Source organism: Mesorhizobium sp. M0019 (assembly GCF_040323975.1).
Lineage (GTDB): Bacteria > Pseudomonadota > Alphaproteobacteria > Rhizobiales > Rhizobiaceae > Mesorhizobium.
This window is the reverse complement of record NZ_JAMYVK010000029.1, coordinates 12,370-36,355: the sequence shown is the minus strand read 5'-3', so window position 1 is coordinate 36,355 and position 23,986 is coordinate 12,370. Positions and strand designations below refer to the sequence as shown.

At 63.7% G+C, this 23,986-nt stretch carries 24 protein-coding genes; 8 read left to right on the top strand and 16 right to left on the bottom strand.

Going from position 1 to position 23,986, the window contains the following annotated elements; all coding sequences use genetic code 11:
* Positions 1-18 precede the first annotated feature (18 nt).
* Positions 19-771, top strand: coding sequence for a sulfite exporter TauE/SafE family protein (locus tag NKK47_RS20745; RefSeq protein WP_023679781.1), 753 nt, complete (start codon positions 19-21; stop codon positions 769-771).
* Here NKK47_RS20745 and trmD read toward each other — a convergent pair.
* Positions 753-1,451, bottom strand: coding sequence for a tRNA (guanosine(37)-N1)-methyltransferase TrmD (gene trmD, locus NKK47_RS20740; RefSeq protein ID WP_352578106.1), 699 nt, complete (start codon positions 1,449-1,451; stop codon positions 753-755). The two genes, NKK47_RS20745 and trmD, sit on opposite strands and share 19 nt — an antisense overlap.
* Positions 1,448-2,047, bottom strand: a complete 600-nt coding sequence (gene rimM, locus NKK47_RS20735) for a ribosome maturation factor RimM (RefSeq protein WP_352578105.1) — start codon at positions 2,045-2,047, stop codon at positions 1,448-1,450. The genes trmD and rimM overlap by 4 nt, the downstream gene beginning before the upstream one ends.
* Before the next feature lie 115 nt (positions 2,048-2,162).
* Here rimM and NKK47_RS20730 point away from each other — a divergent pair, with 115 nt between their 5' ends.
* Both NKK47_RS20730 and NKK47_RS20725 read left to right on the top strand, forming a co-directional pair.
* Positions 2,163-3,101 (top strand): tyrosine recombinase XerC, encoded by a 939-nt coding sequence (locus NKK47_RS20730; RefSeq protein WP_352456326.1) that lies wholly within the window; start codon positions 2,163-2,165, stop codon positions 3,099-3,101.
* A gap of 85 nt (positions 3,102-3,186) precedes the next feature.
* The gene (locus tag NKK47_RS20725) at positions 3,187-4,254 is read left to right on the top strand and encodes a TraB/GumN family protein (protein ID WP_352578104.1); all 1,068 of its coding nucleotides are present in this window, start codon (positions 3,187-3,189) and stop codon (positions 4,252-4,254) included.
* A gap of 931 nt (positions 4,255-5,185) precedes the next feature.
* Here the strand turns inward: NKK47_RS20725 and lpdA are convergent.
* The 10 genes from lpdA to mdh all read right to left on the bottom strand — a co-directional run bounded on the left by lpdA (position 5,186) and on the right by mdh (position 16,409).
* The gene (lpdA, locus tag NKK47_RS20720; protein ID WP_352578103.1) at positions 5,186-6,592 is read right to left on the bottom strand and encodes a dihydrolipoyl dehydrogenase; all 1,407 of its coding nucleotides are present in this window, start codon (positions 6,590-6,592) and stop codon (positions 5,186-5,188) included.
* Between the two features lie 18 nt (positions 6,593-6,610).
* On the bottom strand, positions 6,611-7,366 hold the full coding sequence (locus tag NKK47_RS20715; RefSeq protein WP_352578102.1) for an SDR family oxidoreductase: 756 nt from the start codon (positions 7,364-7,366) through the stop codon (positions 6,611-6,613).
* A complete protein-coding gene (locus tag NKK47_RS20710) occupies positions 7,363-7,890 on the bottom strand; it encodes a hypothetical protein (protein WP_352578101.1) in 528 nt (175 codons plus the stop codon). The genes NKK47_RS20715 and NKK47_RS20710 overlap by 4 nt, the downstream gene beginning before the upstream one ends.
* Before the next feature lie 23 nt (positions 7,891-7,913).
* Complete coding sequence (gene odhB / locus NKK47_RS20705; protein ID WP_352578100.1) at positions 7,914-9,212, bottom strand: 2-oxoglutarate dehydrogenase complex dihydrolipoyllysine-residue succinyltransferase; 1,299 nt, start codon at positions 9,210-9,212, stop codon at positions 7,914-7,916.
* A gap of 29 nt (positions 9,213-9,241) precedes the next feature.
* Positions 9,242-12,229: a 2-oxoglutarate dehydrogenase E1 component gene (locus NKK47_RS20700; RefSeq protein ID WP_352578099.1), complete on the bottom strand. Its 2,988-nt coding sequence runs from the start codon at positions 12,227-12,229 to the stop codon at positions 9,242-9,244.
* 126 nt (positions 12,230-12,355) lie between these two features.
* Positions 12,356-13,258, bottom strand: a complete 903-nt coding sequence (gene sucD, locus NKK47_RS20695) for a succinate--CoA ligase subunit alpha (RefSeq protein WP_352450172.1) — start codon at positions 13,256-13,258, stop codon at positions 12,356-12,358.
* Positions 13,259-13,307: 49 nt separating this feature from the next.
* Entirely contained in the window at positions 13,308-13,679 is a 372-nt protein-coding gene (locus NKK47_RS20690; protein WP_023679793.1) for a cupin domain-containing protein, read from the bottom strand.
* Between the two features lie 32 nt (positions 13,680-13,711).
* On the bottom strand, positions 13,712-14,203 hold the full coding sequence (locus NKK47_RS20685) for a hypothetical protein (RefSeq protein WP_352578098.1): 492 nt from the start codon (positions 14,201-14,203) through the stop codon (positions 13,712-13,714).
* Entirely contained in the window at positions 14,203-15,399 is a 1,197-nt protein-coding gene (gene sucC, locus NKK47_RS20680; RefSeq protein WP_352578097.1) for an ADP-forming succinate--CoA ligase subunit beta, read from the bottom strand. Before sucC ends, NKK47_RS20685 begins: the two co-directional genes overlap by 1 nt.
* Positions 15,400-15,440: 41 nt before the next feature.
* Positions 15,441-16,409 (bottom strand): malate dehydrogenase, encoded by a 969-nt coding sequence (gene mdh / locus NKK47_RS20675; protein ID WP_352578096.1) that lies wholly within the window; start codon positions 16,407-16,409, stop codon positions 15,441-15,443.
* A gap of 232 nt (positions 16,410-16,641) precedes the next feature.
* Here mdh and NKK47_RS20670 point away from each other — a divergent pair, with 232 nt between their 5' ends.
* Positions 16,642-17,070 carry a GNAT family N-acetyltransferase gene (locus NKK47_RS20670; RefSeq protein ID WP_352578095.1) on the top strand — a complete coding sequence of 143 codons (429 nt, stop codon included), beginning with the start codon at positions 16,642-16,644 and terminating at the stop codon, positions 17,068-17,070.
* A gap of 372 nt (positions 17,071-17,442) precedes the next feature.
* Here the strand turns inward: NKK47_RS20670 and NKK47_RS20665 are convergent, their stop codons facing one another.
* From NKK47_RS20665 to NKK47_RS20650, 4 genes are all read right to left on the bottom strand, one after another.
* On the bottom strand, positions 17,443-18,123 hold the full coding sequence (locus tag NKK47_RS20665; RefSeq protein ID WP_352578094.1) for an ADP-ribosylglycohydrolase family protein: 681 nt from the start codon (positions 18,121-18,123) through the stop codon (positions 17,443-17,445).
* Positions 18,030-18,227, bottom strand: a complete 198-nt coding sequence (locus NKK47_RS20660) for an ADP-ribosylglycohydrolase family protein (protein WP_352578093.1) — start codon at positions 18,225-18,227, stop codon at positions 18,030-18,032. Before NKK47_RS20660 ends, NKK47_RS20665 begins: the two co-directional genes overlap by 94 nt.
* Before the next feature lie 53 nt (positions 18,228-18,280).
* A complete protein-coding gene (gene zapE, locus NKK47_RS20655) occupies positions 18,281-19,495 on the bottom strand; it encodes a cell division protein ZapE (RefSeq protein ID WP_352578092.1) in 1,215 nt (404 codons plus the stop codon).
* Between the two features lie 144 nt (positions 19,496-19,639).
* A complete protein-coding gene (locus NKK47_RS20650; protein WP_023679800.1) occupies positions 19,640-20,179 on the bottom strand; it encodes a protease inhibitor Inh/omp19 family protein in 540 nt (179 codons plus the stop codon).
* 303 nt (positions 20,180-20,482) lie between these two features.
* Between NKK47_RS20650 and NKK47_RS20645 the strand changes: the two genes are divergently transcribed.
* The 4 genes from NKK47_RS20645 to mtaB all read left to right on the top strand — a co-directional run bounded on the left by NKK47_RS20645 (position 20,483) and on the right by mtaB (position 23,985).
* A complete protein-coding gene (locus NKK47_RS20645) occupies positions 20,483-21,493 on the top strand; it encodes an MBL fold metallo-hydrolase (RefSeq protein WP_352578091.1) in 1,011 nt (336 codons plus the stop codon).
* Between the two features lie 70 nt (positions 21,494-21,563).
* The gene (locus NKK47_RS20640) at positions 21,564-21,725 is read left to right on the top strand and encodes a DUF1328 family protein (protein ID WP_031195454.1); all 162 of its coding nucleotides are present in this window, start codon (positions 21,564-21,566) and stop codon (positions 21,723-21,725) included.
* A gap of 74 nt (positions 21,726-21,799) precedes the next feature.
* Complete coding sequence (gene dapF / locus NKK47_RS20635) at positions 21,800-22,684, top strand: diaminopimelate epimerase (protein WP_352470815.1); 885 nt, start codon at positions 21,800-21,802, stop codon at positions 22,682-22,684.
* Complete coding sequence (gene mtaB, locus NKK47_RS20630; RefSeq protein ID WP_031212717.1) at positions 22,684-23,985, top strand: tRNA (N(6)-L-threonylcarbamoyladenosine(37)-C(2))-methylthiotransferase MtaB; 1,302 nt, start codon at positions 22,684-22,686, stop codon at positions 23,983-23,985. The genes dapF and mtaB overlap by 1 nt, the downstream gene beginning before the upstream one ends.
* The last annotated feature ends 1 nt before the right edge of the window (position 23,986 follow it).

Genomic DNA, 23,986 nt, shown 5'->3' with positions numbered 1-23,986 from the left:
CCAGCGACGACACCCCTCATGCCAATCTTGGACGCGGTCTTGCTCTTTCTCGCCGGCTTTCTATCAGGCGCGGTCAATGCCGTTGCCGGCGGCGGCACGTTCATAACCTTTGGCGCCATGACCCTGGCCGGCCTGCCGCCGATCGTCGCCAATGCGACATCGTCGGTGACGCAATTTCCTGGCTACATCACCTCGACGCTCGCCTATTGGCACGACATCAAGCATTTCTGGCGTGGCGCACTGCTGCTCAGCCTCATTTCGGCTCTCGGTGCGCTGTCTGGCGCGCTCATCCTTCTAGGGCTCGACAACCCGTCGTTCCGCGCCTTGGTGCCGTGGCTGCTGCTGGCGGCAACCGCATTGTTCGCTGCCGGGCCATGGCTGAAGCCGGCGCCCAAGCCGGAGCATGAGGCCGCGGTGGGTTCGCTGGTCGGGTCGCTGGCGCAGTTCGCCACCGCCGTCTATGGCGGCTTCTTCGGCGCCGGCATGGGCGTCATGATGCTGGCGACGCTCGGTCTCACCCAGTCCGGCGACTATCACCGGCTGAACGCACTGAAGAACATGCTGGCCGTGGTCATCGCTGCTGTTGCCATCCTCGTCTTCGTCTCGGGCGGCGTCATTGCCTGGCTGCAGGCGATCATCATGATCCCGGGTGGCGCGCTGGGCGGCTATGCCGGCGTCTGGATCGCCAGGCGCGTGCCGCAGAACGCGGTGCGCGGCTTCGTCATCGCCGTCGGCCTCTTCCTGGCTTTCTACTATTTCGATAAGGGCTGAGCGGCTGAAAGATCCGGCCGTCGCTCCTTCGTCAGCCTCTCCGCTTCGGCCCGCCGCCACGCCGCGATCTTCCTGTGATTGCCCGAAATCAGCACTTCGGGAATCGGCCGGCCCTCGAACTCCTGCGGCCGCGTATAATGCGGATGTTCGAGCAGGCCGTTTTCAAAGCTCTCTTCCTCGCCCGATACCGCATTGCCCATGACGCCGGGCAGCAGGCGCACCACGGCGTCGAGCAGCACGAGTGCCGCCGGCTCGCCGCCGGACAGGATGAAGTCGCCGATCGAAACTTCCTCGAGGCCGCGCGCCTCGATGACCCGCTGGTCGACGCCTTCGAAGCGGCCGCAGACGATCACCGCACCCGGCCCAGCGGCGAGCTCGCGCACGCGTGCCTGCGTCAGCGGCTTGCCGCGCGGGCTCATCAGCAGGCGCGGACGTGGATCGGCTGCCGGCGAGGCATGGTCAATGGCGCTGGCCAGCACGTCTGCCCGCATCACCATGCCGGCGCCGCCGCCGGCCGGCGTGTCATCGACGGTACGGTGACGATCGCTGGCAAAGTCGCGGATCTGGATCGTTTCGAGCGACCAAATGCCGGTCTCGAGCGCGCGACCGGCCAGCGACAGGCCAAGCGCGCCGGGAAACATCTCGGGATAGAGCGTCAGCACCGAAGCCGAAAAACTCACCGGTTGCCTCCGGCGTCCCTCGGCCCGCGCGGCCTGCCCTTGGGGTCGAAACCGTCGTCAGCGGCAGGCTCGCCGTCCTCGTCCTCGACCAACCCCGCGGCGGCTGGATCAACGCGGACAAAGCCGCCGGCGATCGACACTTCCGGAACGGCGGCCTGCGTGAACGGGATGAGCACGCCTTTGCGCCCCGCCAGCGTCACGTCGAGAATGTCGCCGCCGCCGAAATTGTGCACGGCGACGACCTTGCCGACGACCGCACCGGTGTCGTCCTTGACCTCCAGTCCGACGAGGTCGGCATGGTAGAATTCATCCTCTTCGCCCTCATCGGGCAACACCGAACGATCTACGAACAATTCGGTGCCGGCCAGCGCCTCGGCGGCATTGCGGTCGTTGACGCCTTTGAACCGCACCACCACCACGGTGTTGGCGGGCCTGATGTCGACGATCTGGAAGGCGCGGCCATCCCTGGCGTAGAGCGGACCGTAATCGGCCAGCGCCAGCGGGTCGCCGGTAAAGCTCTTGACGCGCAATTCGCCCTTGATGCCATGCGCGGCACCGATCACGGCCATCTGGACGGGGTTTTGCGGCTTGATCATCTGCGGAAAATCCTTTGCCTTGCTCTAACCCCAGCCCGTCGTCATTTCAATGACGCCGCTCTTCACCGCTTCCTAACCCGCGTGCCGGAAGATGGCGGGGAACGGGAAGAGTGCAATGCAGGAATTCCTCATACCGGCAAAACCCGACCTGCAGGCGGCGCGCGAGGCCTGGCTGAAGATGCTGGCGCGCGAACGCCGGCTATCGCCCGAAACCGTCGAGGCCTATGAGCGCGACACGCGCCAGTTCCTGCATTTCCTGACCGGCCATTGCGGCGGCTCGCCCGGCATTTCCGACATCGCCGATCTGCGCCCCGCCGATTTGCGCGGCTTTCTCGCTGCCCGCCGTGCCGAGGGCGCCGGCGCCCGCACGCTCGGGCGCGGGCTGGCCGGCATCCGCTCGCTGCTGCGTTTCCTGGAACGGCGCGGCCTCGCCAATGCGGCAGGTGCGACAGCCTTGCGCGCGCCGCGGCAGCCGAAATCGCTGCCCAAGCCGCTGACCGCAAGCGATGCAAAACACGTCGTCTCGGTGGAAGGCCAACTGGCGGAGGAGCCGTGGATTGCCGCGCGCAACGCCGCCGTGCTGACCCTGCTCTATGGGTCCGGCTTGCGGATCTCCGAGGCGCTCGGCCTGTCGGGCGCCGATCTTTCCTCACCTGGTGATACCGTGCTGCGCGTCACCGGCAAGGGTGGCAAGACCCGGCTGGTGCCGGTGCTGCCGGTGGCGCTGCGGGCGATTGCCGAATACCGCCGCTTGTGTCCCTGGCATCTCGATCCCAAGGGCTTGCTGTTTCGCGGTGCCCGCGGCGGCCCGCTCAACCCGGCGATCGTCCAGCGCGACATGGCCAAGCTGCGGTCGGCGCTCAACCTGCCCGACACGGCGACGCCGCATGCGTTGCGCCATTCCTTCGCCACGCATCTGCTAGGGCGCGGCGGCGACCTGCGCACAATCCAGGAGTTGCTCGGCCACGCCAGTCTGTCGACAACCCAGATATACACCGGCGTCGACACCGCCAGGCTGCTCGAGATTTACGAAGCAGCTCATCCTCGTGCGTGATCGATGCATGTGTCGGTGGCCATCTCGCAACAATTTTGATGCGCCGATTAACCGTTTTGCCGCTTTTTGCGCTTAGAACCGCGGCATGAAACGCCTCATCGCCATCGCCGACCGCGCGACCCATATGTCGCTGAAGCTGCTCGTCGCGCTCAACGCCCTGTTTTTCCTCTCTTTCCTCATCGTCGCGCTGCTCGCCGCGGGCAAGGCACGCGCCGAGACTTCGGCCTGCGCCGGTAGCGATATGCTGAGCGCGCTGCAAAAGGACGACCCGGCTGCCTACCGCAAGATCGAGGCAGACGCGGCAGCGACGCCGAACGGCAAGGGCCTGCTGTGGAAGCTCGAAAAATCGGGTGAAAAACCGTCCTTCCTGTTCGGCACCATGCACGTTACCGACCCGCGCGTCACCACGCTGCCACCCGCCGCGCAGAAGGCATTCGATGCGGCTGGCACCGTCATCATCGAGACCACCGAAGTGCTCGACAAGCAGAAGATGACGGCCGCACTGCTGAAAGACCCGGATCTGATGATGTTCACCGACAAGACGACGCTTTCGTCGCTGCTGTCGCCGGAGGATGCGGCGGTGGTCAACAAGGCGCTCGATGCGCGTGGCATCCCGCCAGCGACCGTCGCCAAGATGAAACCCTGGTTGCTGTCGGCGATGGTGGCGCTACCTGTATGCGAAGTCGCCCGCCAGGCTGGCGGTGCGCCGGTGCTCGACGTCAAGCTTGCCAAGGACGCCGAGGCTTCGGGCAAATCGGTCGAGGGGCTGGAGACAATCGCCGACCAGCTGCGCGCCATGGCTTCGCTGCCGATCGCCTTTCACCTGAAGGGGCTGGTCGATACGCTGAAGCTTGGCGACAAGGTGAACGACGTCAACGAAACCATGATCGTGCTTTACCGGCGTGGCGACACTGGCATGTATGTACCGCTGTTTCGGGCCGTCATCCCCGAACAGGTCGACGACCAATCGGGTTACGCCGAATTCGAGCAGACCATGATCACCAGCCGCAACAAGGTGATGGTCGATCGTGCAGCGCCGATCCTCGCCCACGGCAATGTCTTCATGGCGGTCGGCGCCATGCACCTTCCCGGAGCGCAAGGCTTGGTCGAGGGTTTCCGCAAGACCGGCTATACGGTGACCGCCGTCAACTGAACGACACGGCGGAGTTGCACACCGAATCATTGCCGAGGCGGGATCAGCCCTTACTCGTGGCGCGACGGCGGACCAGCCGCGCTTCGTGCCAAGAAACTGAAAAAGGTTCGGTTTGGCTCGATCGAAACCCATTTCGCGGTGGAAATGCATGCCTGCAAGCGATTCCGGATCAGAATTGCCCTGTTTTCGGCGTTTTCAACGCCTAATGTGAAACCGATTCAACGATTGTACGTTGATGGCTATTACTTGATGTTTTTCATCCACGGAGGACACTTTTATGGCGAACACACCCAATCCGAACGACCCATTCACCTCACCGGGTACCGCACGGCCACGCGGCGGCGGCAGCGGCTGGCTGATTGCACTGGTCGTCGTTATCCTGGCAATTGTCGCCTATTATGTTTTTGGAAGACGTAGCGAGGCACCTGCGCCTGCCGAACCGCCCGCAGCCAGCACACCGGCTCCGGCCCCAGCACCTGCCGAGCCGATGAAGCCAGCCGAACCGGCTCCTGCGCCAGCTCCGGCGACACCCGCTCCGGCTCCCGCTCCGGCAGAACCTGCACCCGCTCCGGCCCCTGCGCCAGCCCCGGCTCCGGCTCCCGCACCAGCACCGGCCCCGGCTCAGTGATCAGACTGCTGATTTAATATATGAACGGTCCGCTGAAAGGCGGGCCGTTTTTTTTGGGGAGCAGCCGTCGATGCTCTGAGCTGCGATTAGCCATGGGCTAACTTCATCTTCGTCATCCAGCGCGGAGCAGGAGCGAAGCGACATCGCGGAGACCCTGGAATCCATCTGTGGTTCAGAATGGCAGCCGTCTGTGGTGATCCTTCGCGCCCCTCTCTGTCCTGCCGGACATCTCCCCCACTTGGGGGGAGATTGGCTATCAGCCCCGCTTTCGCCAATCGCCACCGTCGCCTGCGATTCAACCGCTCAGATATGGATCGGCTTGAAGAACGTCGCCAGTGCCGCCTCCTTCACCGCTTCCGACATTGTCGGATGGGCGTGGCAGGTGCGGGCAAGGTCTTCCGACGAGCCGCCGAACTCCATCAGCACCGCCGCCTCGTGGATCATCTCGCCGGCGCCGAAGCCGACGATGTGGACGCCGAGCACACGGTCGCTGGCCTTGTCGGCCAGGATTTTCACAAAGCCGTCGGTGTGCAGCATGGCGCGCGCGCGGCCATTGGCGCTGAACGGGAATTTTCCGGCCTTGTAGTCGATGCCGGCCTTCTTCAATTCTTCTTCGGTCTTGCCGACCGAGGCGATTTCCGGCGTGGTGTAGACGACGCTCGGAATCACGTCATAGTTCACATGGCCGGCCTGGCCGGCGATGGTTTCGGCTACCGCCACGCCCTCGTCTTCGGCCTTGTGGGCAAGCATCGGCCCGGCGATGACATCGCCGATGGCGTAGATGCCGGGCACGTTGGTCCTGAGATGACCGTCGGTCTTGACCCGGCCGCGCTCATCGACGTCGACGCCGGCATCCTTCAGCCCGAGAGCGTCCGAATAGGCCCGTCGTCCCGTCGAAATCAGCACCGCGTCCGCCTCGATCGTCTCGGCCGCACCGCCTTTGACCGGTTCGAAGGTGACCGTCGCCCCCTTCCTGGCCTTGGCGACGCCGGTCACCTTGGCGCCCAGCCTGAACTCAAAGCCCTGCTTCGACAGCAGGCGCTGGAATTGCTTGGCGACCTCGCCGTCCATGCCGCCCAGGATGGTGTCGAGGAACTCGACAACGGTGACCTTGGCGCCGAGCCTCGCCCATACCGAGCCGAGCTCCAGACCGATGACACCGCCGCCGACCACCACCAGATGGCCCGGCACTTTGTCCAGCGACAGCGCGCCGGTCGACGAGATGATCACCTTCTCGTCGAAATCGACCTTGACGCCGGGAATGCCGGCGACGTCGGAGCCGGTGGCGATGACGATGTTCTTGGTCTCGATCTCCTCGACCTTGCCGTCATCGGAGGTCGCCGACACCTTGCCGGCCGCAACCACCTTGCCGGTGCCACGAAAACTGTCGATCTTGTTCTTCTTGAACAGGAAGGCGACGCCATTGACGTTGGCCGTCACCGTCGCATCCTTGTGTGCCATCATCTTCCCAAGATTGAGCTTGGGCGCGCCGATCTCGACGCCGAGCGCCTCGAAGGAATGGCCGGCCTCGGCAAACATCTCGGACGCATGCAGCAGCGCCTTTGACGGGATGCAGCCGATGTTGAGGCAGGTACCGCCGAAGGTCGGGTTCTTTTCGACTACCGCCGTCTTCAGACCGAGCTGCGCCGCCTTGATGGCGCAGACGTAGCCGCCTGGTCCCGATCCGATGATAACGACGTCATAGGCCATGATACTGTCCCTTTTGCTTTAGCGGCCGCCGCCGATTTCCAGATTGGCGCCTGTTGTGTAGGACGCCTCGTCCGACAGCAGCCAGAGAATTGCGGCTGCGACTTCCTCGACGGTGCCGACGCGCTGCATGGGCACCACCTTGCGCATTCTCTCGGCGCGATCCGGCTGCCCGCCGGAGGCATGAATTTCGGTGTCGATGATGCCCGGGCTGACCGCGTTGACACGAATGCCTTCGCCGGCCACTTCGCGGGCAAGCCCGATGGTGAAGGAATCGACCGCGCCCTTGGAGGCGGCGTAGTCGACATATTGACCCGGCCCGCCAAGCCTTGCCGCGATCGAAGAAACATTGACGATGGCGCCGCCCTTGCCGCCATGCCTGGTCGACATCCGCTTCACCGCCTCGCGGGCGCAAAGCATCGGCGCGATCACATTGATGCGCATCATGCGCTCCAGCCTTGCAGCGCTAAGCTCGTCGACGCGCGCGCTCTGGTCGACCACGCCGGCATTGTTGACGAGCGCGTCCAGCCGACCGAAACGGCCATCGACAGCCTCGAACATGGCCAATACGTCCGTCTCGCTGCCGACATCGGCCTTGACTGTGAAGGCTTCTCCGCCAGCAGCCTCGATGTCGGCGACCACCGTTTCGGCGGCTTTTGCATTCGACGCGTAATTGACCGCAATGCGATAGCCGGCCCTGGCGGCAAGCCTGCATGTAGCGGCGCCAATGCCGCGGCTGCCGCCGGTCACCAGCAGGATCTTTCCGCTCGCGCTCATTCCTGACATCCCTTCAGGCCAAAGACGTCCCAGGGCACCTGGGAAAAGCCGTTGGCGCCATAGGCCGCCGACATCTGCAGCGACGCTCCCAGATCAGGCAGGATCAGCTTCTTCGGCGCATCCTTTCCTTCGCCCGGCAGCAACGCGATATTGCCCTGGTCGTCGGCAGTGTAGATGACGCCCTCCCACACAGTGCAGGCGGCGAGCTCGTCGCCGGTGACGTCGCCGGCCGGGCATTTGTACATCAGCGAGCCATGCGGCCGCGCCGCGCCCTCCGTCCACATGACGATGCCGTCGAGCACGACGCCGTTGTCGAGCACCATCTTGAAGCTGTTGGTGACGGCAGCCGACTCCATGGTCGGCCTGAAATCGATCTCGGCGGCGTTTTCAGGATCGCCATAGACGGCGAGCTCGAGCGGGCAGGCGGCGAGGGCCGCGGAGACCGTCTGCACGCCGAGTGCGCAGATTGTGACAAACAAACCGGACCGGAAACGAGACGAACTCATCCGGCGGCGCAGATCCATGCTCCGGCTCACGTCGGCCGCCCCTAGAGGTCGAGCACTAGCCGTTCCGGATCCTCGAGGCTTTCCTTGACCCGCACCAGAAACGTCACCGCTTCCTTGCCGTCGACGATGCGGTGGTCGTAGGACAGCGCCAGGTACATCATCGGCCGGATGACGATCTGGCCGCCGACCACCATCGGCCTCTCCTGAATCTTGTGCATACCCAAAATGCCGGACTGCGGCGCGTTGAGAATCGGCGTCGACATCAGCGACCCGTAAACGCCACCGTTGGAAATCGTAAACGTGCCGCCTTGCATATCCGCAACCGACAGCTTGCCGTCGCGCGCCGCAAGCCCCAGCCTGCCGATTTCCTTCTCGATTTCGGCGATGGACATCTGGTCGGCATTGCGCACGACCGGCACGACGAGGCCTTTCTCTGTACCGACGGCAACGCCGATATGGGCGTAGTTCTTGAAGATGATGTCGGTGCCGTCGATCTCGGCATTGACCGACGGGATCTCCTTCAGCGCATGGGTGACGGCCTTGGTGAAGAAGCCCATGAAGCCGAGCTTCACGCCGTGCTTCTTCTCGAACACGTCCTTGTATTTGCTCCTCAGCGCCATCACCGCGCTCATGTCGACCTCGTTGAAGGTGGTCAGCATGGCGGCGGTCGATTGCGCTTCCTTGAGGCGGCGCGCGATGGTCTGGCGCAGCTTGGTCATGCGCACGCGCTCCTCGCGCGAGGCATCGTCGGCCGAGGATGGCGCGCGCGCGGCAACGGGTGCCGGTACAGGCGCGGCCTTCGGCATTTCTGCCGGCTGCGACGGCGCGCCCCTGGCGATCAGGTCGAGCACGTCGCCTTTCAGCACCTGGCCGCGCTTGCCCGAGCCCGACACCTGGTCGACTGCGAGATTGTGCTCGGCCAGCAGCTTTGCTGCCGACGGTGCCGGCGGCATGGTGCGCGTCTCGATCGCGCCGGCGTCGCCGGCGATCTTGGCCGTCTCGGCAGCGGCCTGCTTGACGCTCGAGGCCGCAGTCGGAGCCGAAGCCTGCGACACCGCCTCCTGCTTCGTTGCCGGAGCGGCGGCATTGGCTGCCGCGCCGGCGCCTGCCGAAATCGTGCCGAGCAGTGCGCCGACGCCGACCGTCTCGCCTTCCTTGACGGCGATCTCGCTGAGCGTGCCCGCGGTGGCGGCCGGCACTTCCACCGTCACCTTGTCGGTTTCGAGCTCGACCAGCGGCTCATCGGCGGCGATCGCGTCGCCGACCTTCTTGAACCATTTGCCGATGGTCGCCTCGGTGACGGATTCACCAAGTGTCGGGACGCGGATTTCGGTTGCCATTGTGCCTGTCCGTTTCTTTCGGTTCTGTTCTATTCACCAAGCGCGTCGTCGAGCAAGGCGGCAAGCTGGGCGAGATGCTTCGACATCAATCCGGTCGCCGGCGAGGCGGCGGCCGCCCGGCCGGTATAGCGCACCCGCTGATGCTTGGCGTCGATATGCGCCAGCACCCATTCGAGATACGGATCGATGAACGACCAGGCGCCCATGTTCTTGGGCTCCTCCTGGCACCACACCATCTCGGCATTGCGGAAGCGCGACAGTTCGGTGATCAGCGCCTTGGCCGGGAACGGATAGAGCTGCTCGACGCGCAGCAAATAGATGTCGTTGATGCCGCGCTTCTCGCGTTCCTCGTAGAGGTCGTAATAGACCTTGCCCGAACAGAGCACGACACGGCGGATCTTCGAATCCTTGGTGAGCTTGATGGCCTGGCCCGACAGCAGCTGGGCATCGTCCCACAACAGCCGGTGAAAGGCGCTTTCGCCCGACATCTCCGGCAGCGTCGATACCGCCCGCTTGTGGCGCAGCAGCGACTTCGGCGTCATCAGGATCAGCGGCTTACGGAAGTCCCGCTTCAATTGCCGGCGCAAGATGTGGAAGTAATTGGCCGGCGTCGTGACGTTGGCGACCTGCATATTGTCTTCGGCGCAAAGCTGCAGGAAGCGCTCGAGCCGGGCCGACGAATGCTCCGGCCCCTGGCCTTCATAGCCGTGCGGCAGCAGGCAGACGAGGCCCGACATTCTGAGCCATTTGCGCTCGCCCGACGAGATGAACTGATCGAACACCACCTGGGCGCCGTTGGCGAAGTCGCCGAACTGCGCTTCCCACAGCGTCAGCGCCTTCGGCTCGGCCAGCGAGTAGCCATATTCGAAGCCGAGCACGGCCTCTTCCGACAGCATCGAGTTGATGACCTCGAAACCGGCCTGCGCCGCCGACAGATTGTTGAGCGGGATGTAGCGTGTCTCGTCGCGCTGGTCGTAGAGTACGGAATGGCGCTGCGAGAACGTGCCGCGCTCCGAATCCTGGCCGGACAGCCGGATCGGATTGCCGTCGAGCAGGATGGCGCCGAAGGCCAGCGCCTCGGCCGTCGACCAGTCGATGCCTTCGCCCGACTCGATCGCCTGGCGGCGGTTGTCGAGGAAGCGGATGATCGTCTTGTGCGCCTCGAAATCCTTCGGCACCTCGGTTAGCTTCTTGCCGATCTCCTTCAGCGTCTTGACCGGCACCGCGGTCTTGCCGCGCCGCTGTTCGTCCTGGTTGTCGGCCGAGCGCAGGCCGGACCAGGCGCCGTCCAGCCAATCCGCCTTGTTCGGCTTATAGTGCTGGCCGACCTCGAATTCCTGCTCGAGATGCGCCCGCCAATCGGCCTTCACCTTTTCGAGCTCGGCCTGGGTGATGTGGCCTTCCGCGATCAGCCGGTCGGCATAGATCTGCATGGTCGTCTTCTGGTTGCGGATCTTGCGATACATGATCGGCTGGGTGAAGGCCGGCTCGTCGCCCTCATTATGGCCGAACCGGCGATAGCAGAACATGTCCACCACGACAGGCTTGTGGAACTTCATGCGGAATTCGATCGCCACCTTGGTGGCATGGACCACGGCTTCCGGATCGTCGCCATTGACGTGGAAGATCGGCGCTTCGATCATCTTGGCCACGTCGGACGGATAGGGCGACGAGCGCGAGAAGCGCGGGTTGGTGGTGAAGCCGATCTGGTTGTTGATGATGAAATGCAGCGTGCCGGCGACGCGGTGGCCGCGCAGGCCCGACAGGCCGAGGATTTCGGCAATCACGCCCTGGCCGGCAAAGGCCGCGTCGCCATGCAACAGCAGCGGCAGCACCTTGGCGCGCTCTTCCAGCGGCACGATCTCCTCGCGGCTGCGGCCGAACAGATAGTCCTGCTTGGCGCGCGCCTTGCCCATCACCACCGGGTCGACGATTTCCAGATGCGAAGGATTTGCGGTCAGCGACAGATGCACCTTGTTGCCGTCGAACTCGCGGTCCGACGAGGCGCCGAGATGGTACTTCACGTCGCCCGAGCCCTCGACCTCGTCGGGCGCGGCGGAGCCGCCCTTGAACTCATGGAAAATGGCGCGGTGCGGCTTGGCCATCACCTGCGACAGCACGTTCAGCCGGCCGCGATGCGCCATGCCGAGCACGATCTCCTTCATGCCGAGCTGGCCGCCGCGCTTGATGATCTGCTCCAGCGCCGGGATCAGCGACTCGCCGCCATCGAGGCCGAAGCGCTTGGTGCCCTTGTACTTGACGTCGATGAACTGCTCGAAGCCTTCCGCCTCGACCAGCTTCTGCAGGATCGCCTTCTTGCCGGCTGCGGTGAAGGAGATCTCCTTGTCGGTGCCCTCGATGCGCGCCTGGATCCAGGCCTTCTCCTCGGGATCGGAAATATGCATGAATTCGACGCCGAGCGTCGAGCAATAGGTCCGGGTCAGGATATCGAGCATCTGCCGGATGGTGCCGAATTCCAGCCCGAGCACATTGTCGAGGAAGATCGGCCGGTCGTAGTCGGCTTCGGTGAAGCCGTAATTCTCCGGCGACAGCTCGTTGTAATCCTCCAGCGGCTTGGCAATGCCCAGCGGATCGAGATTGGCGTGCAGGTGGCCGCGCATGCGGAAGGCGCGGATCATCATGATGGCGCGGACGGAATCGCGCGTCGCCTGATGCACGTCGGCGTCGGAAAGCGCTGCGCCGTTGCCGACCGCCCTGTCCTTGACCTTCTTTTCGATGTGCTTTTCGACCAGGCCCCAATTGCCGTCCAGCGCCGAGACCAGCTCGCCATTGGCCTGCATCGGCCAGGAGGGCTTGGCCCAAGAGGCGCCCTTGGCGTTCCTGCGCACGTCGCCGGCGTCATCCTTCAGCGCCGCGAAGAAGTCCTGCCATTCGGGATCGACTGAAGCGGGATCGTCCTCGTAAGCGGCATAGAGCGCGTCGATATAATCGGCATTGCCGCCATAGAGGAAAGAGGTAAGCGAAAACTGGTCGTTGGCCTGATCTTGTCTTGCCATGTCACTGTCGAAGCCTTTGCTTCGTCTCCTTTGTTGGAGGGGAGTAAGGGAATAGGGGAGTAAGGGAGTAGGGCAAATGCCCTCGTGTTGTTCCCTACTCCCCTATTCCCGTACTCCCATACTCCCCTAACCCTTGATCGCCTCGACCAGCGTCGTGCCGAGCCGGGCCGGCGATGGCGAAACCTTGATGCCGGCCGATTCCATCGCCGCGATCTTGTCTTCCGCGCCGCCCTTGCCGCCGGAGATGACCGCGCCCGCATGGCCCATAGTGCGGCCCGCCGGTGCGGTGCGCCCGGCGATGAAGCCGGCCATCGGCTTGCTGCGGCCGCGCTTTGCCTCGTCCTTGAGGAACTGCGCGGCGTCTTCCTCGGCCGATCCGCCGATCTCGCCGATCATGATGATCGACTTGGTCTCGTCGTCGGCGAGGAACATCTCCAGCACGTCGATGAACTCCGTGCCTTTGACCGGATCGCCGCCGATGCCGACGGCGGTGGTCTGGCCGAGGCCGACATTGGTGGTCTGGAACACCGCCTCATAGGTAAGCGTTCCCGAGCGCGAAACAACGCCGACCGAGCCCTTGCGGAAGATGTTGCCGGGCATGATGCCGATCTTGCATTCGTCCGGGGTCAGGACGCCTGGACAGTTGGGGCCGATCAACCGCGACGTCGAGCGGTCGAGCCTCGCCTTGACCTTGATCATGTCCATCACCGGTATGCCCTCGGTGATGCAGACGATCAGCGGGATCTCGGCCTCGATCGCTTCCAGGATCGCTTCCGCAGCACCCGCCGGCGGCACGTAGACGACCGAAGCGTTGGCGCCGGTCCTGGCCTTGCCTTCGGCTACGGTGGCGAAGATCGGAAGCGCTTCGCCCTTGGCGCCGGTCCAGGTTTCGCCGCCCTTCTTGGGGTGGATGCCGCCGACCATCTTTGTGCCGTGATAGGCCAGCGCCTGTTCGGTGTGGAACGTGCCGGTCTTGCCGGTCAGGCCCTGCACCAGCACCTTGGTGTTCTTGTCGACGAGAATGGACATGGTGGTCCTTTTCAAAAACCGTTGATCGGGGAAGGCCGCGCGCTCATGGTCACAACCGCTTCAGCTCGGCGACGGTAAGGTCGCTTTTGGCATTGCCGGTGTTGAGCGTCGTTGCCGGCTCGAACATCAGCACCACCGGCTCCTCGCTTAGCGAGCGCGGCCGGTGCTCGACGGCGCGCGGCACGACAATGAACTCGCCGCTGGAAAGCTCCACCGTGCCGTCGCGGAAATCGATGGCGATGCGCCCGCGCAGCACCAGGAACGCCTCGTCCTCATTGTCATGCGCGTGCCAGTCGAAGACGTCGCCGAACTTGGCGATCTTGACCTGGCTGTCGTTCACGTCGCCGGCGATATGCGGATCGAAGACCTTCTTGATCTTCTGATCCGCCGCCTCGACGAGGTTTATCTTGTGCGGAGGCATCGCCTATCGACCTTGACCCTGAAGTTCTGTTTTCAAGCTGGGCATTTTTGGTTTCCGTGAACGACAGCACCGATCCATCGGCCCCCGGCGCGCCGGATCGTCACGATCTGCACCGATAAATTGCCGCCAGACGTTCTCAATTCACCAAGGGACCTGGGGTCATCATCGGCTTGGAAACTGCTGCCATATTTGGTCAGAAGCCTTTTCAGGATCATGTTGGCGGCCAGCTTCGGATCGTTGGTGCCGAAGGAGACCAGGCAGTCGCAGCGACCGTTCGAACTCTTGATTGAGGCAACGATCTCCGTAGCCTTGTAGACTTGCAGCCCGTCGGATCCGGCCTTGAACCCGCTTTGCCGGGCAACCGCGTTGAACCGGCCGAAGCTGGGCGCCGTTGCCGGACATAAGTTCATGAAGAGATTGACCCTCTTGCCGATCCACGCGGGCGACTTCGAACTATCCGCGGCCGCAGCAGCGCTGGCCCAAAGGGCCATGCCGGTCAGCGCTAGGGCCAGCATCCGCTGCATCAGACGCCCTTCACCGCCGCGACGATCTTCTTGGCTGCATCGTCGAGATCGTCTGCCGACACCACGTTCAGCCCGCTGTCGTTGATGATCTTCTTGCCGAGCTCGGCATTGGTGCCTTCCAGCCGCACCACTAGCGGCACTTGCAGGCCGACCTCCTTGACCGCGGCGATCACGCCCTCGGCGATGATGTCGCATTTCATGATGCCGCCGAAGATGTTGATCAGAATGCCTTTGACCGCCGGATCCTTGGTGATGATCTTGAACGCCGCCGTCACCTTTTCTTTCGACGCGCCGCCGCCGACATCGAGGAAGTTGGCCGGCTCGGCGCCGTAAAGCTTGATGATGTCCATCGTTGCCATGGCAAGGCCGGCGCCGTTGACCATGCAGCCGATATTGCCGTCGAGCGCGACATAGGCGAGGTCGTATTTCGACGCCTCGATCTCCTTCTCGTCCTCTTCGGTGGTGTCGCGCAATTCGAGCACGTCGGGGTGGCGAAACAGCGCATTGTTGTCGAACGACACTTTGGCGTCGAGAACGCGCAGCCGGCCGCTCCTCATGACGATCAGCGGGTTGACCTCGAGCAGGCTCATGTCCTTCTCGACAAAGGCCTTGTAGAGGATGGGGAACAGCGTGGCGCCATCCTTGGCGGCGTCGCCGTCGAGTCTCAGCGCGGCGTTGAGCTTCTTCACATCGTCGGCCGTCACGCCCTTTTCCGGGTCGATGGCTACGGTGATGATCTTTTCCGGCGTGTCGTGGGCGACCGCCTCGATGTCCATGCCGCCCTCGGTCGAGACGACGAAGGCGACGCGCCCGACCGAGCGGTCGACCAGGATCGACAGATAGAGCTCGCGCTCGATGTCGGCGCCGTCCTCGATATAGAGCCGGTTGACCTGCTTGCCGGCCGGGCCGGTCTGCTTGGTGACCAGCGTGTGGCCGAGCATCTCCTTGGCATTGGCGACGACCTCGGCTACCGACTTTGCCAGCCTGACACCGCCCTTGGCATCGGCGCCGAGCTCCCTGAATTTGCCCTTGCCGCGGCCGCCGGCATGGATCTGGCTCTTGACCACATAGAGCGGGCCGGGCAGCGCCTTGGCGGCGGCCTCCGCCTCGCTCGCCTTGAACACCGGCACGCCCTCGGCCACCGGTGCGCCAAAGCCCTTCAGCAGCGCCTTGCCCTGATATTCATGGATGTTCATGCGCTATGTCTCCAGCTTGCTTGGCGGGCTTGGTTGCCGGCTTATTTGGCCGCGAGATGCGGAGCGATCTTGACGCAGGCATCGCACAGGCCCTGCACCGCTGCGACCGAACTGTCGAACATCTTCTGCTCACTCTTCGCGAGCTCGATCTCGATGATACGCTCGACGCCGCCGGCGCCGATCACCACGGGAACGCCGACATAGGTGTTCTTGACGCCATATTGGCCGGAGAGATAGGCAGCACAGGGCAGCACCCGCTTCTTGTCCTTGAGATAGGCTTCGGCCATGGCAATGGCCGAAGCTGCCGGCGCATAAAAGGCAGAGCCGGTCTTGAGCAGGCCGACGATCTCGGCGCCGCCGTCGCGGGTGCGCTGCACGATCTGGTCGAGCCGCTCCCTCGAGGTCCAGCCCATCTTGATGAGGTCGGGCAGCGGGATGCCGGCAACCGTCGAATAGCGGATCATCGGCACCATGGAATCGCCGTGGCCGCCGAGCACGAAGGCAGTGACGTCCTCGACCGAGACCTTGAATTCCTCGGCAAGGAAATAACGGAAGCGCGAACTGTCGAGCACGCCGGCCATGCCGACGACATGGCTCTTGGGCAGGCCGGAAAACTTCTGCAGCGCCCAGACCATGGCGTCGAGCGGATTGGTGATGCAGATGACGAAGGCTTTCGGCGCGTATTTCTTGAGGCCGGCGCCGACCTGCTCCATCACCTTCAGATTGATGCCTAGAAGATCATCGCGGCTCATGCCGGGCTTGCGCGGCACGCCGGCGGTGACGATGCAGACATCGGCGCCCTCGACGCCGGCATAGTCGTTGACGCCGGTCAGCCTCGAGTCGAACCCATCGACCGGCGACGACTGCGCGATGTCCAGTCCCTTGCCTTGCGGGATGCCTTCGGCGATATCGAACAGCACGACGTCGCCGAGATCCTTGAGGCCGACCATGTGGGCGAGGGTGCCGCCGATCATGCCCGAGCCGATGAGCGCTATCTTGTTGCGTGCCATGTCAGGATATTTTCCCTTTGACTATGACGGCGCCCAAATCCTTGACGATTTGATGACGGCGTCGGAGGAAGAGGCCGGAATGCTGCGGAACCGCGAAATTCGCCGCACGCAATAGCCCCGGCCGCACAAAAATTCAAACGATTATTTTGGAGTGAGTAATTTCAATCGGTTAGAAACAGTGGGAATTACGTAAACGTCAAAATTCTGAAGCCGACTAGAGGAATTCTACGCAATGGCCCTGGAAATCAGAAGGCTGTTTCCTGACGATAACGCCGTTGTGATGCGGGTTGCCGATGAAGTCTTCGACGAGCCGGTCAGGCCGGATCGGCTCTCCGCCTATCTCGCGGAGCCCTGTCATTTCATGGTCGTGGCCCTCGCCGACGGCATCGTCGTTGGCCAATGCGCAGCCGTCATCCACCGCCACCCGGACAAGGTGAGCGAACTCTACATAGACGAGGTCGGCGTGGCGCCGGCCTTTCAAAGCCAGGGCATTGCGACGAGGATGCTCGGCGCCATGTTCGCACTCGGTCGCGAGCATGGCTGTGAGGAGGCGTGGGTCGGCACCGAGCCGGACAATGTTGCTGCTCGTGCGCTTTATGAGTCGCGGAAAGAGCCGCATGGGCCGGCGGAGGATTTTGTGATGTATGTGTACCGACTTTAGATTTTTGGTGTCGGCGGGCCAGTACCCCCCTCTGTCCTACCGGACATCTCCCCCCTCAAGGGGGGAGATTGGCAGCTTCGGCGCTTCGCCCTTTTGTATCAACGGAGATTGGCGAAGACCGGCGTGACGTCGGATCTCCCCCCTTGAGGGTCCCTTGAGGGGGAGATGTCCGGTAGGACAGAGGGGGTGCGACGGTACACTGCCTTTCGGTTTTTGAAATAAGGCTCTAACCCTTCGCCTGACGCGCCTCCAGCGACGATCCCTTCCCCTTGTGCCTTTCCGCCCAATCCTCCAGCCAGTCGCGGCTCTGCATCTCGATCAGCCGCGAGGCGGTGCGCGGAGAGCTTGTTGCCGCGCTTGGCCGTGTGGAGATCAGGCCGCCAGCCCGCGAAGCCGCCACAAATCCTCGCCACGCCGCTGGATGTCGTCCAGCCAAGCAAGCTTTTCGAGCCAGTCGGGGGGAATTCTCGAGAGCCCGTAAAGCGCACCGGCCAACTGGCCGGTCACGGCACCGACGGTATCGGCGTCGTCGCCGAGATTGGCCGCGGCCAGCACCGCAGATTTGAAGTCCGTCGTCGTTGCAACGCTCCAGCAGGCGGCGTCGATCGTAGCGGGAGCATGGCCGGTGCTGACCACATCGCTACGAGCGCGATCGCCCTTTGCCTTTACGCTTTGGGGAAGAACGCCAGTTTCGACAATATCCCAGAGAAATCCCGCTAGAAGTTCGCAGCATTTTTGAGGAACCGGCGCAGCACGAGTGGTCCTGCCCTGTGCGAGAGCCAGAGCACATGCCTGATCGCGGCTTGTGGCGCACAGCACGACTGGTGAAAGCCGCATGATCGAGCCGTTGGCCTGGAGATGCTCTGCCTCATTGTTCTCGACCGTACCGTACAACTCGAACGCCCGCAGCGCAGCTCTCGTCGCGCCGCCAATGTCGAAACATTCGCCGGTCACGGAATTCACGCCGAACCGAAGTTCGCAAGCAGATGGCGAGGTACGACTTCGCCTTTGCTGGCGATAAGAGAATCGGCGAGGCAAAGCGCCATCGTCCATTCTCCGGGTTCGAGGCCGAAAGGCCCACCGCCCACCATGTCGGTAAGGGGCGGCCTGCTGTCGCGTTCGGCGAACTCCAATGTGGTGCCGACGGCATCTCCCACAGCCAGCCCGACTAGAGCACCTAAGGCGCGGTCTCTATTGGCCTCATGAGCTATCACGGAACCTGGCTGGTCGGGCGTTGCTCGGCCTCGATTTGCAAGCGCTTTTCCTTGTGCCTCTCCGCCCAGTCCTCCAGCCAGTCGTGGCTCTGCATCTCGATCAGCCGCGATGCGGTGCGCTCGAACTCGAAGACTTCGTTGCCGCGCTTGGCCGTATAGAGCTGCGCCGGCGGTGCCGCGGCGCTCATCACCAGCCGTACATGATGATCGTAGAGCGTATCGACCAGCAGGATGAAGCGCTTGGCTTCGTTGCGCTTGCCTTCGCCGAGCACCGGCACATGGTCGATGAAGATGGTCGAGAAACGGCTGGCAATGGCAAGATAGTCGCGGGCGCCGAGCGGCCTCTCGCAGAGATCGGCGAAGGAAAACCGCGCAGCCTCCCCTGCAGCCCGCGGCACCATGACGTGCCGGCCCTTCACCGTCAGCATCGTCTCGGCCGTCGGCCTGCCATGCGTCATCACCGCCCACGCGTCGTCGAGCGCATGGTCGGCGGCGGCATCGGCCGGGGTGACGTAGACCGGCATGCGGCTGAGCTTGTCGAGGCGGTAATCCTTGTCGGCGTCAAGCGCCAGCACCTGCGCGTGGCGCTCCAGGATAGCGACAAACGGCAAAAACAACTGACGGTTCAGGCCGTCGCGGTAGAGATCCTGCGGCGCGACATTGGAAGTGGCAACCAGCACCACGCCATTGGCAAACAACGCCGAAAACAACCTTGACAGGATCATCGCATCGGCGATGTCGGTGACGGAGAACTCGTCGAAGCATAGCACCCAGGCTTCCTCGGCCAGCGCGCGCGCCACCGGCGGGATCGGGTCGTCCTCCTTGGCCGTGCCGTTCTTGCGAGCCTGCCGGTGCTTCTGGATGCGGTCCTGCACGTCGGCCATGAAGTCGTTGAAATGCACCCGGCGCTTGCGCCGCACCGGCAGCAGCTCGAAAAACATGTCCATCAGCATGGTCTTGCCGCGGCCGACGCCGCCATGGATATAAAGGCCCTTGACCGCCTCGTGCACCTCGCGCTTGCGGGCGAACAACCACCCCAGCGCGCTTGATTTCTGCGCCAGCCGCTTTGCCGATATCTCTTCGATCAGCCGGTCGAGCGCAGCGGCGATCCGCTCCTGCGCCGGATCGCGCCCGATGGCGCCCGTCTCGACCAGATGGTCATAGCGCTGCTTGACGGTCGCATGGGTCTGGAGGCCGTCACGCAGATGCATTGGTCACGTCGTTCCGGAGCAATTCCAAGAAAAGTGTGTAGCGGTTTTCTGTCCGGAATTGCGTAAAAAACAAAAGAGGCAATTCCAGGAAAAGTGTGTAACGGTTTTCCGTCCGGAATTGCGTAACAATGGGGGGCCGTTCTCTTACCTTGTAAGCGAGATCGGCAGGCCGTTGGAAGTCTGGCCGTCGAATTTCTCGCCGCCCGAAGAATAGAGCCGTGCCAGCGTGCCGCCATTCTCGTCAAAGAGCGTCAGCTGTTTGCCGGCGACGTTCCACGATTTGATGCCATCGAGCGGCGCCGGGCAATGCAGCGGTCCGGCGCGGTAGCCCGAACCGAATTTGGTCTGCGGCGTCGCCACCTGACAGCTCTGGCCGGACACACTTGCCTTCCAAACACCGGCGACGCTGGAGGCGGTCAGATCGGCCGCACCGGCCGGCGCCGTCCCGTCGGGCGGCAGCGAGGCGACCTGCGTGTTCTGCGGCGCGGTCGGAAATTTCGACGGGTCGGCCGGGCCGGGTGTCGCCGGTGGCGGCAGCTGGTTTGCAGTCACCTTGCCGGCAGGCGCAGCTTCCAGCGGCGCCGGCTGCTGCTCGTCCATCGATGAGAACCGTGAGGTTGAACAGCCGCTCGCAACGAGCACGGCCAGTGATACGGCCAGCAGGCCGGTTTTCGAAAATTTCATTCTTCAACCTCCGTCGGATCGGGCTGGGGATGCCGTCCGCGCAATGTCCCCCTCACCAAGATGGAGAAGGTGGCGAAATTTCAACCCGATATGGTTAAAATACGGTTTGCGCCGCTAATGTTGCAAATTTGTCGCAAAATGCACATTGCCTGAATTGCGCTACGCCTTGGCCGTTTGGCCGGCACCTCCGGTTGATGCGATACGGCGCGCTGGCGCCAAATCCTTGGCGTTCACCTCAAATGCTTGTGCGGGCCGGCTCCGGCATTATCTCTTGGGATCAGCAAACTGCAGGGAGCCGATTTCTTGGCCGCGAGAAAGAGAGCCGCCAACCGCTATTACAGCGGGCCGCCCAGCGATCATTTCGACGGCACCTTGTTCTTCAATCCCAACGGACGGCCGCCGGGTCGCTTTGCCGATCTGTTGAAATGGCAATTGAGCCGCGAGCGCTCGAAATGGCCGGCGGCGGATCCGAGCCCGTTTCCACCGGCAAGACCGGTCGAGCGCATCGATGGTGCAGCGCTCCGCCTCACCATGGTCGGTCATTCCTCGCTGCTCGTCCAGACAGCCGGCCTGAACATCCTGACCGACCCGGTCTGGTCGCGGCGTGTCTCGCCGCTCTCCTTCGCCGGTCCGAAACGCGTCAATCCGCCGGGCATCGCCTTTTCGCATTTGCCGCCGATCGACCTCGTGCTGGTCAGCCACAACCATTACGACCATCTCGACCTCGCCACGCTGAAGCGCCTGAAGACAAGACACGACCCGCTGCTGCTGACGCCGCTCGGCAACGACACGATCATCGGCGCTGCCGTGCCCCGTATGCGGCTTTCCGCGCATGACTGGGGCGACCGGGTCGATATCGGCGATGGCGTCGCCGTCTATGTCGAGCCGGTGCACCACTGGTCGGCCCGCGGTACTCGCGACCGGCGCATGGCGCTGTGGGCGGGTTTCGTCGTCGAGACACCCGACGCAAAGATCTATTTCGCCGGCGATACCGGCTTCCACGGTGGCATCAATTACCGGCTGATGGCGCAAATGCACGGCGGGTTCCGCCTCGCCATCCTGCCGATCGGCGCCTACGAGCCGCGCTGGTTCATGGCGCCACATCACCAGGATCCGGAGGAGGCGGTGCAAGGCATGCTTTTGTGCAACGCCGCCTATGCCGCCGGCTGTCACTGGGGCACGTTCCGGCTCACCAACGAGCCGATCGACGAGCCGCCCAGAAAGCTCGGCGAAGCGCTCGATGCTGCCGGCCTGCCGCGGCAACGTTTTCGCGCCTTGCGGCCGGGCGAAGTCTGGGACGTGCCGGCGGTCTAGCCCGGCGGAACCTGAGGCATCACATAGACGTTTGTAGGTGTTCAAACCTGTCGGCTGCGAGGTGTCTCTCATGATCAGGTGGATCATCATTCTTTTGATTATCGCGGCCGCGGCGAGCCTGCTCGGCATGCCGGCACTGGCCGGAGCCGCCGCCACCGGCGCGCGCATCCTCATCGGCATCGTGCTGATCATCTTCCTGCTGATCGTGCTTGGCGTCTTCGCGGTGACTTGAAAATCACGCCGCGCTGGTAATTTCTGCCGCTATCCGCCATATAGGCGCCAAACCGGCAAGAGACCTTTCGATCGATGGCAAGCGCGGCCCCTTTCGCCAAGATGAACGGCATCGGCAACGAAATCATCGTTGCCGATATGCGTGGCCGTGCCGATCGCGTGACGCCTGCGGCAGCCGTCGCGCTTAATGCCGATGCGGCGACCAGGTTCGACCAGATCATGGCGATCCACGACCCCAGGACGCCGGGCACCGCCTTTTTCATCGACATCTTGAATTCCGACGGAACCAGGGCGCAAGCCTGCGGCAACGGCATGCGTTGTGTCGTCCAGGCGCTCGCCGCCGAGACCGGCCAGAAGACATTTGCCTTTGAAACAGTCGCCGGCATCCTCAATGCCGAGGAACATGCCGACGGAATGATCTCGGTCGACATGGGCAGGCCGCGCTTTGGCTGGCAGGACATCCCGCTGGCCGAGGAATTCCGCGACACCCGCATGATCGAGCTGCAGATCGGCCCGATCGATGCCCCGGTGCTGCATTCGCCGTCGGTCGTCTCGATGGGCAATCCGCACGCCATCTTCTGGGTCGACCGCGACGTCTGGTCGTACGAGCTCGAGCGCTTCGGCCCGCTGCTCGAAAACCATCCGATCTTCCCCGAGCGCGCCAACATCACCATCGCGCAGGTGACCTCGCCGGAGACCATGGCCATCCGCACCTGGGAGCGCGGCGCCGGCCTGACCAAGGCCTGCGGCACGGCTGCTTGCGCCGCTGTGGTCGCCGCGTCCCGCACCCGGCGTACCGGCCGCGGCGTCACGCTGATGACGCCCGGCGGCGGCTCGCTGCATGTTTTGTGGCGCGACGACGACCACGTCATCCTGACCGGTGCCGCCGAATGGGAATTTTCCGGCAGCTTCGATCCGTCGACGGGGGCGTGGGCGCGCGACACCGAAAGCGCCGCCTGATGGCTCCTCTTGGCAACAAGGGTATCGAGGTCGTCACCTTCGGCTGCCGGCTGAACACCTATGAATCCGAGGTGATGCGGCGTGAAGCCGAAAGTGCGGGCCTCGGCGGGCTCGAAGGCGGTGCCATCATCTTCAACACCTGCGCCGTCACCGGCGAGGCTGTACGCCAGGCCAAGCAGTCGATCAGAAAAGCCCGCCGTGAGAACCCGGCTGCCCGCATCATCGTTACCGGCTGCGCCGCGCAGACCGGCCCGCAGGATTTCGTCGCCATGGACGAGGTCGATCTCGTCCTCGGCAATGAGGAAAAGCTGAAGGCGCATTCCTATCGCGCGCTGCCGGATTTCGGCGTCAACGACACTGAGAAGGCGCGCGTCAACGATATCTTTTCGGTGCGCGAGACGGCCGCCCACATGGTCGACGCCATCGAGGGCCGGGCGCGCGCTTTTGTCCAGGTGCAGAACGGCTGCGACCACCGCTGCACCTTCTGCATCATTCCCTACGGTCGCGGCAATTCGCGCTCGGTGCCGATGGGCGCCGTGGTCGAGCAGATCAAGCGACTCGTCGGCAATGGTTATGCCGAGATCGTGCTGACCGGTGTCGATATGACCAGTTTTGGCGCCGATCTGCCGGGCGCACCGAAGCTCGGCAAATTGGTCAAAACCATCCTGAAGCAGGTGCCAGACGTGAAACGCCTGCGGCTTTCCTCCATCGACTCGATCGAAGCCGACGACGATCTGCTGGACGCCATCGCCACCGAGCCGAGGCTGATGCCGCATCTGCATCTGTCGCTGCAATCGGGTGACGACATGATCCTGAAGCGGATGAAGCGCCGGCACAGCCGCGACCAGTCGATCCGCTTTTGCGAGGATGTGCGCAAACTGCGCCCCGGCATTGTTTTCGGCGCCGACATCATCGCCGGCTTCCCGACCGAGACGGACGCCATGTTCGAAAACTCGCTGGAGATCGTCGAGGAATGCGGCCTGACGCATCTCCACGTCTTCCCGTTTTCGCCGCGCCAGGGCACGCCCGCCGCGCGCATGCCGCAGCTCCGCCGCGACGTCGTCAAGCAACGCGCGGCACGCCTGCGCGCCGCCGGCGAGGCCGCCTATCGCCGCCATCTTGCCTCGCTCGCTGGAACGCATCAGTCGATCCTGGTCGAGCGTGACGGCCTTGGCCGCACCGAAGGGTTTACGCTGGCCGCGGTCTCTGCCGGCGCTCCGGGCGACATCGTCGAGGCTGATATCGCGGGCCATGACGGTATCCGACTGATCGCAGCGCCGCTTGCCGCCCGCGCCGCCTGAG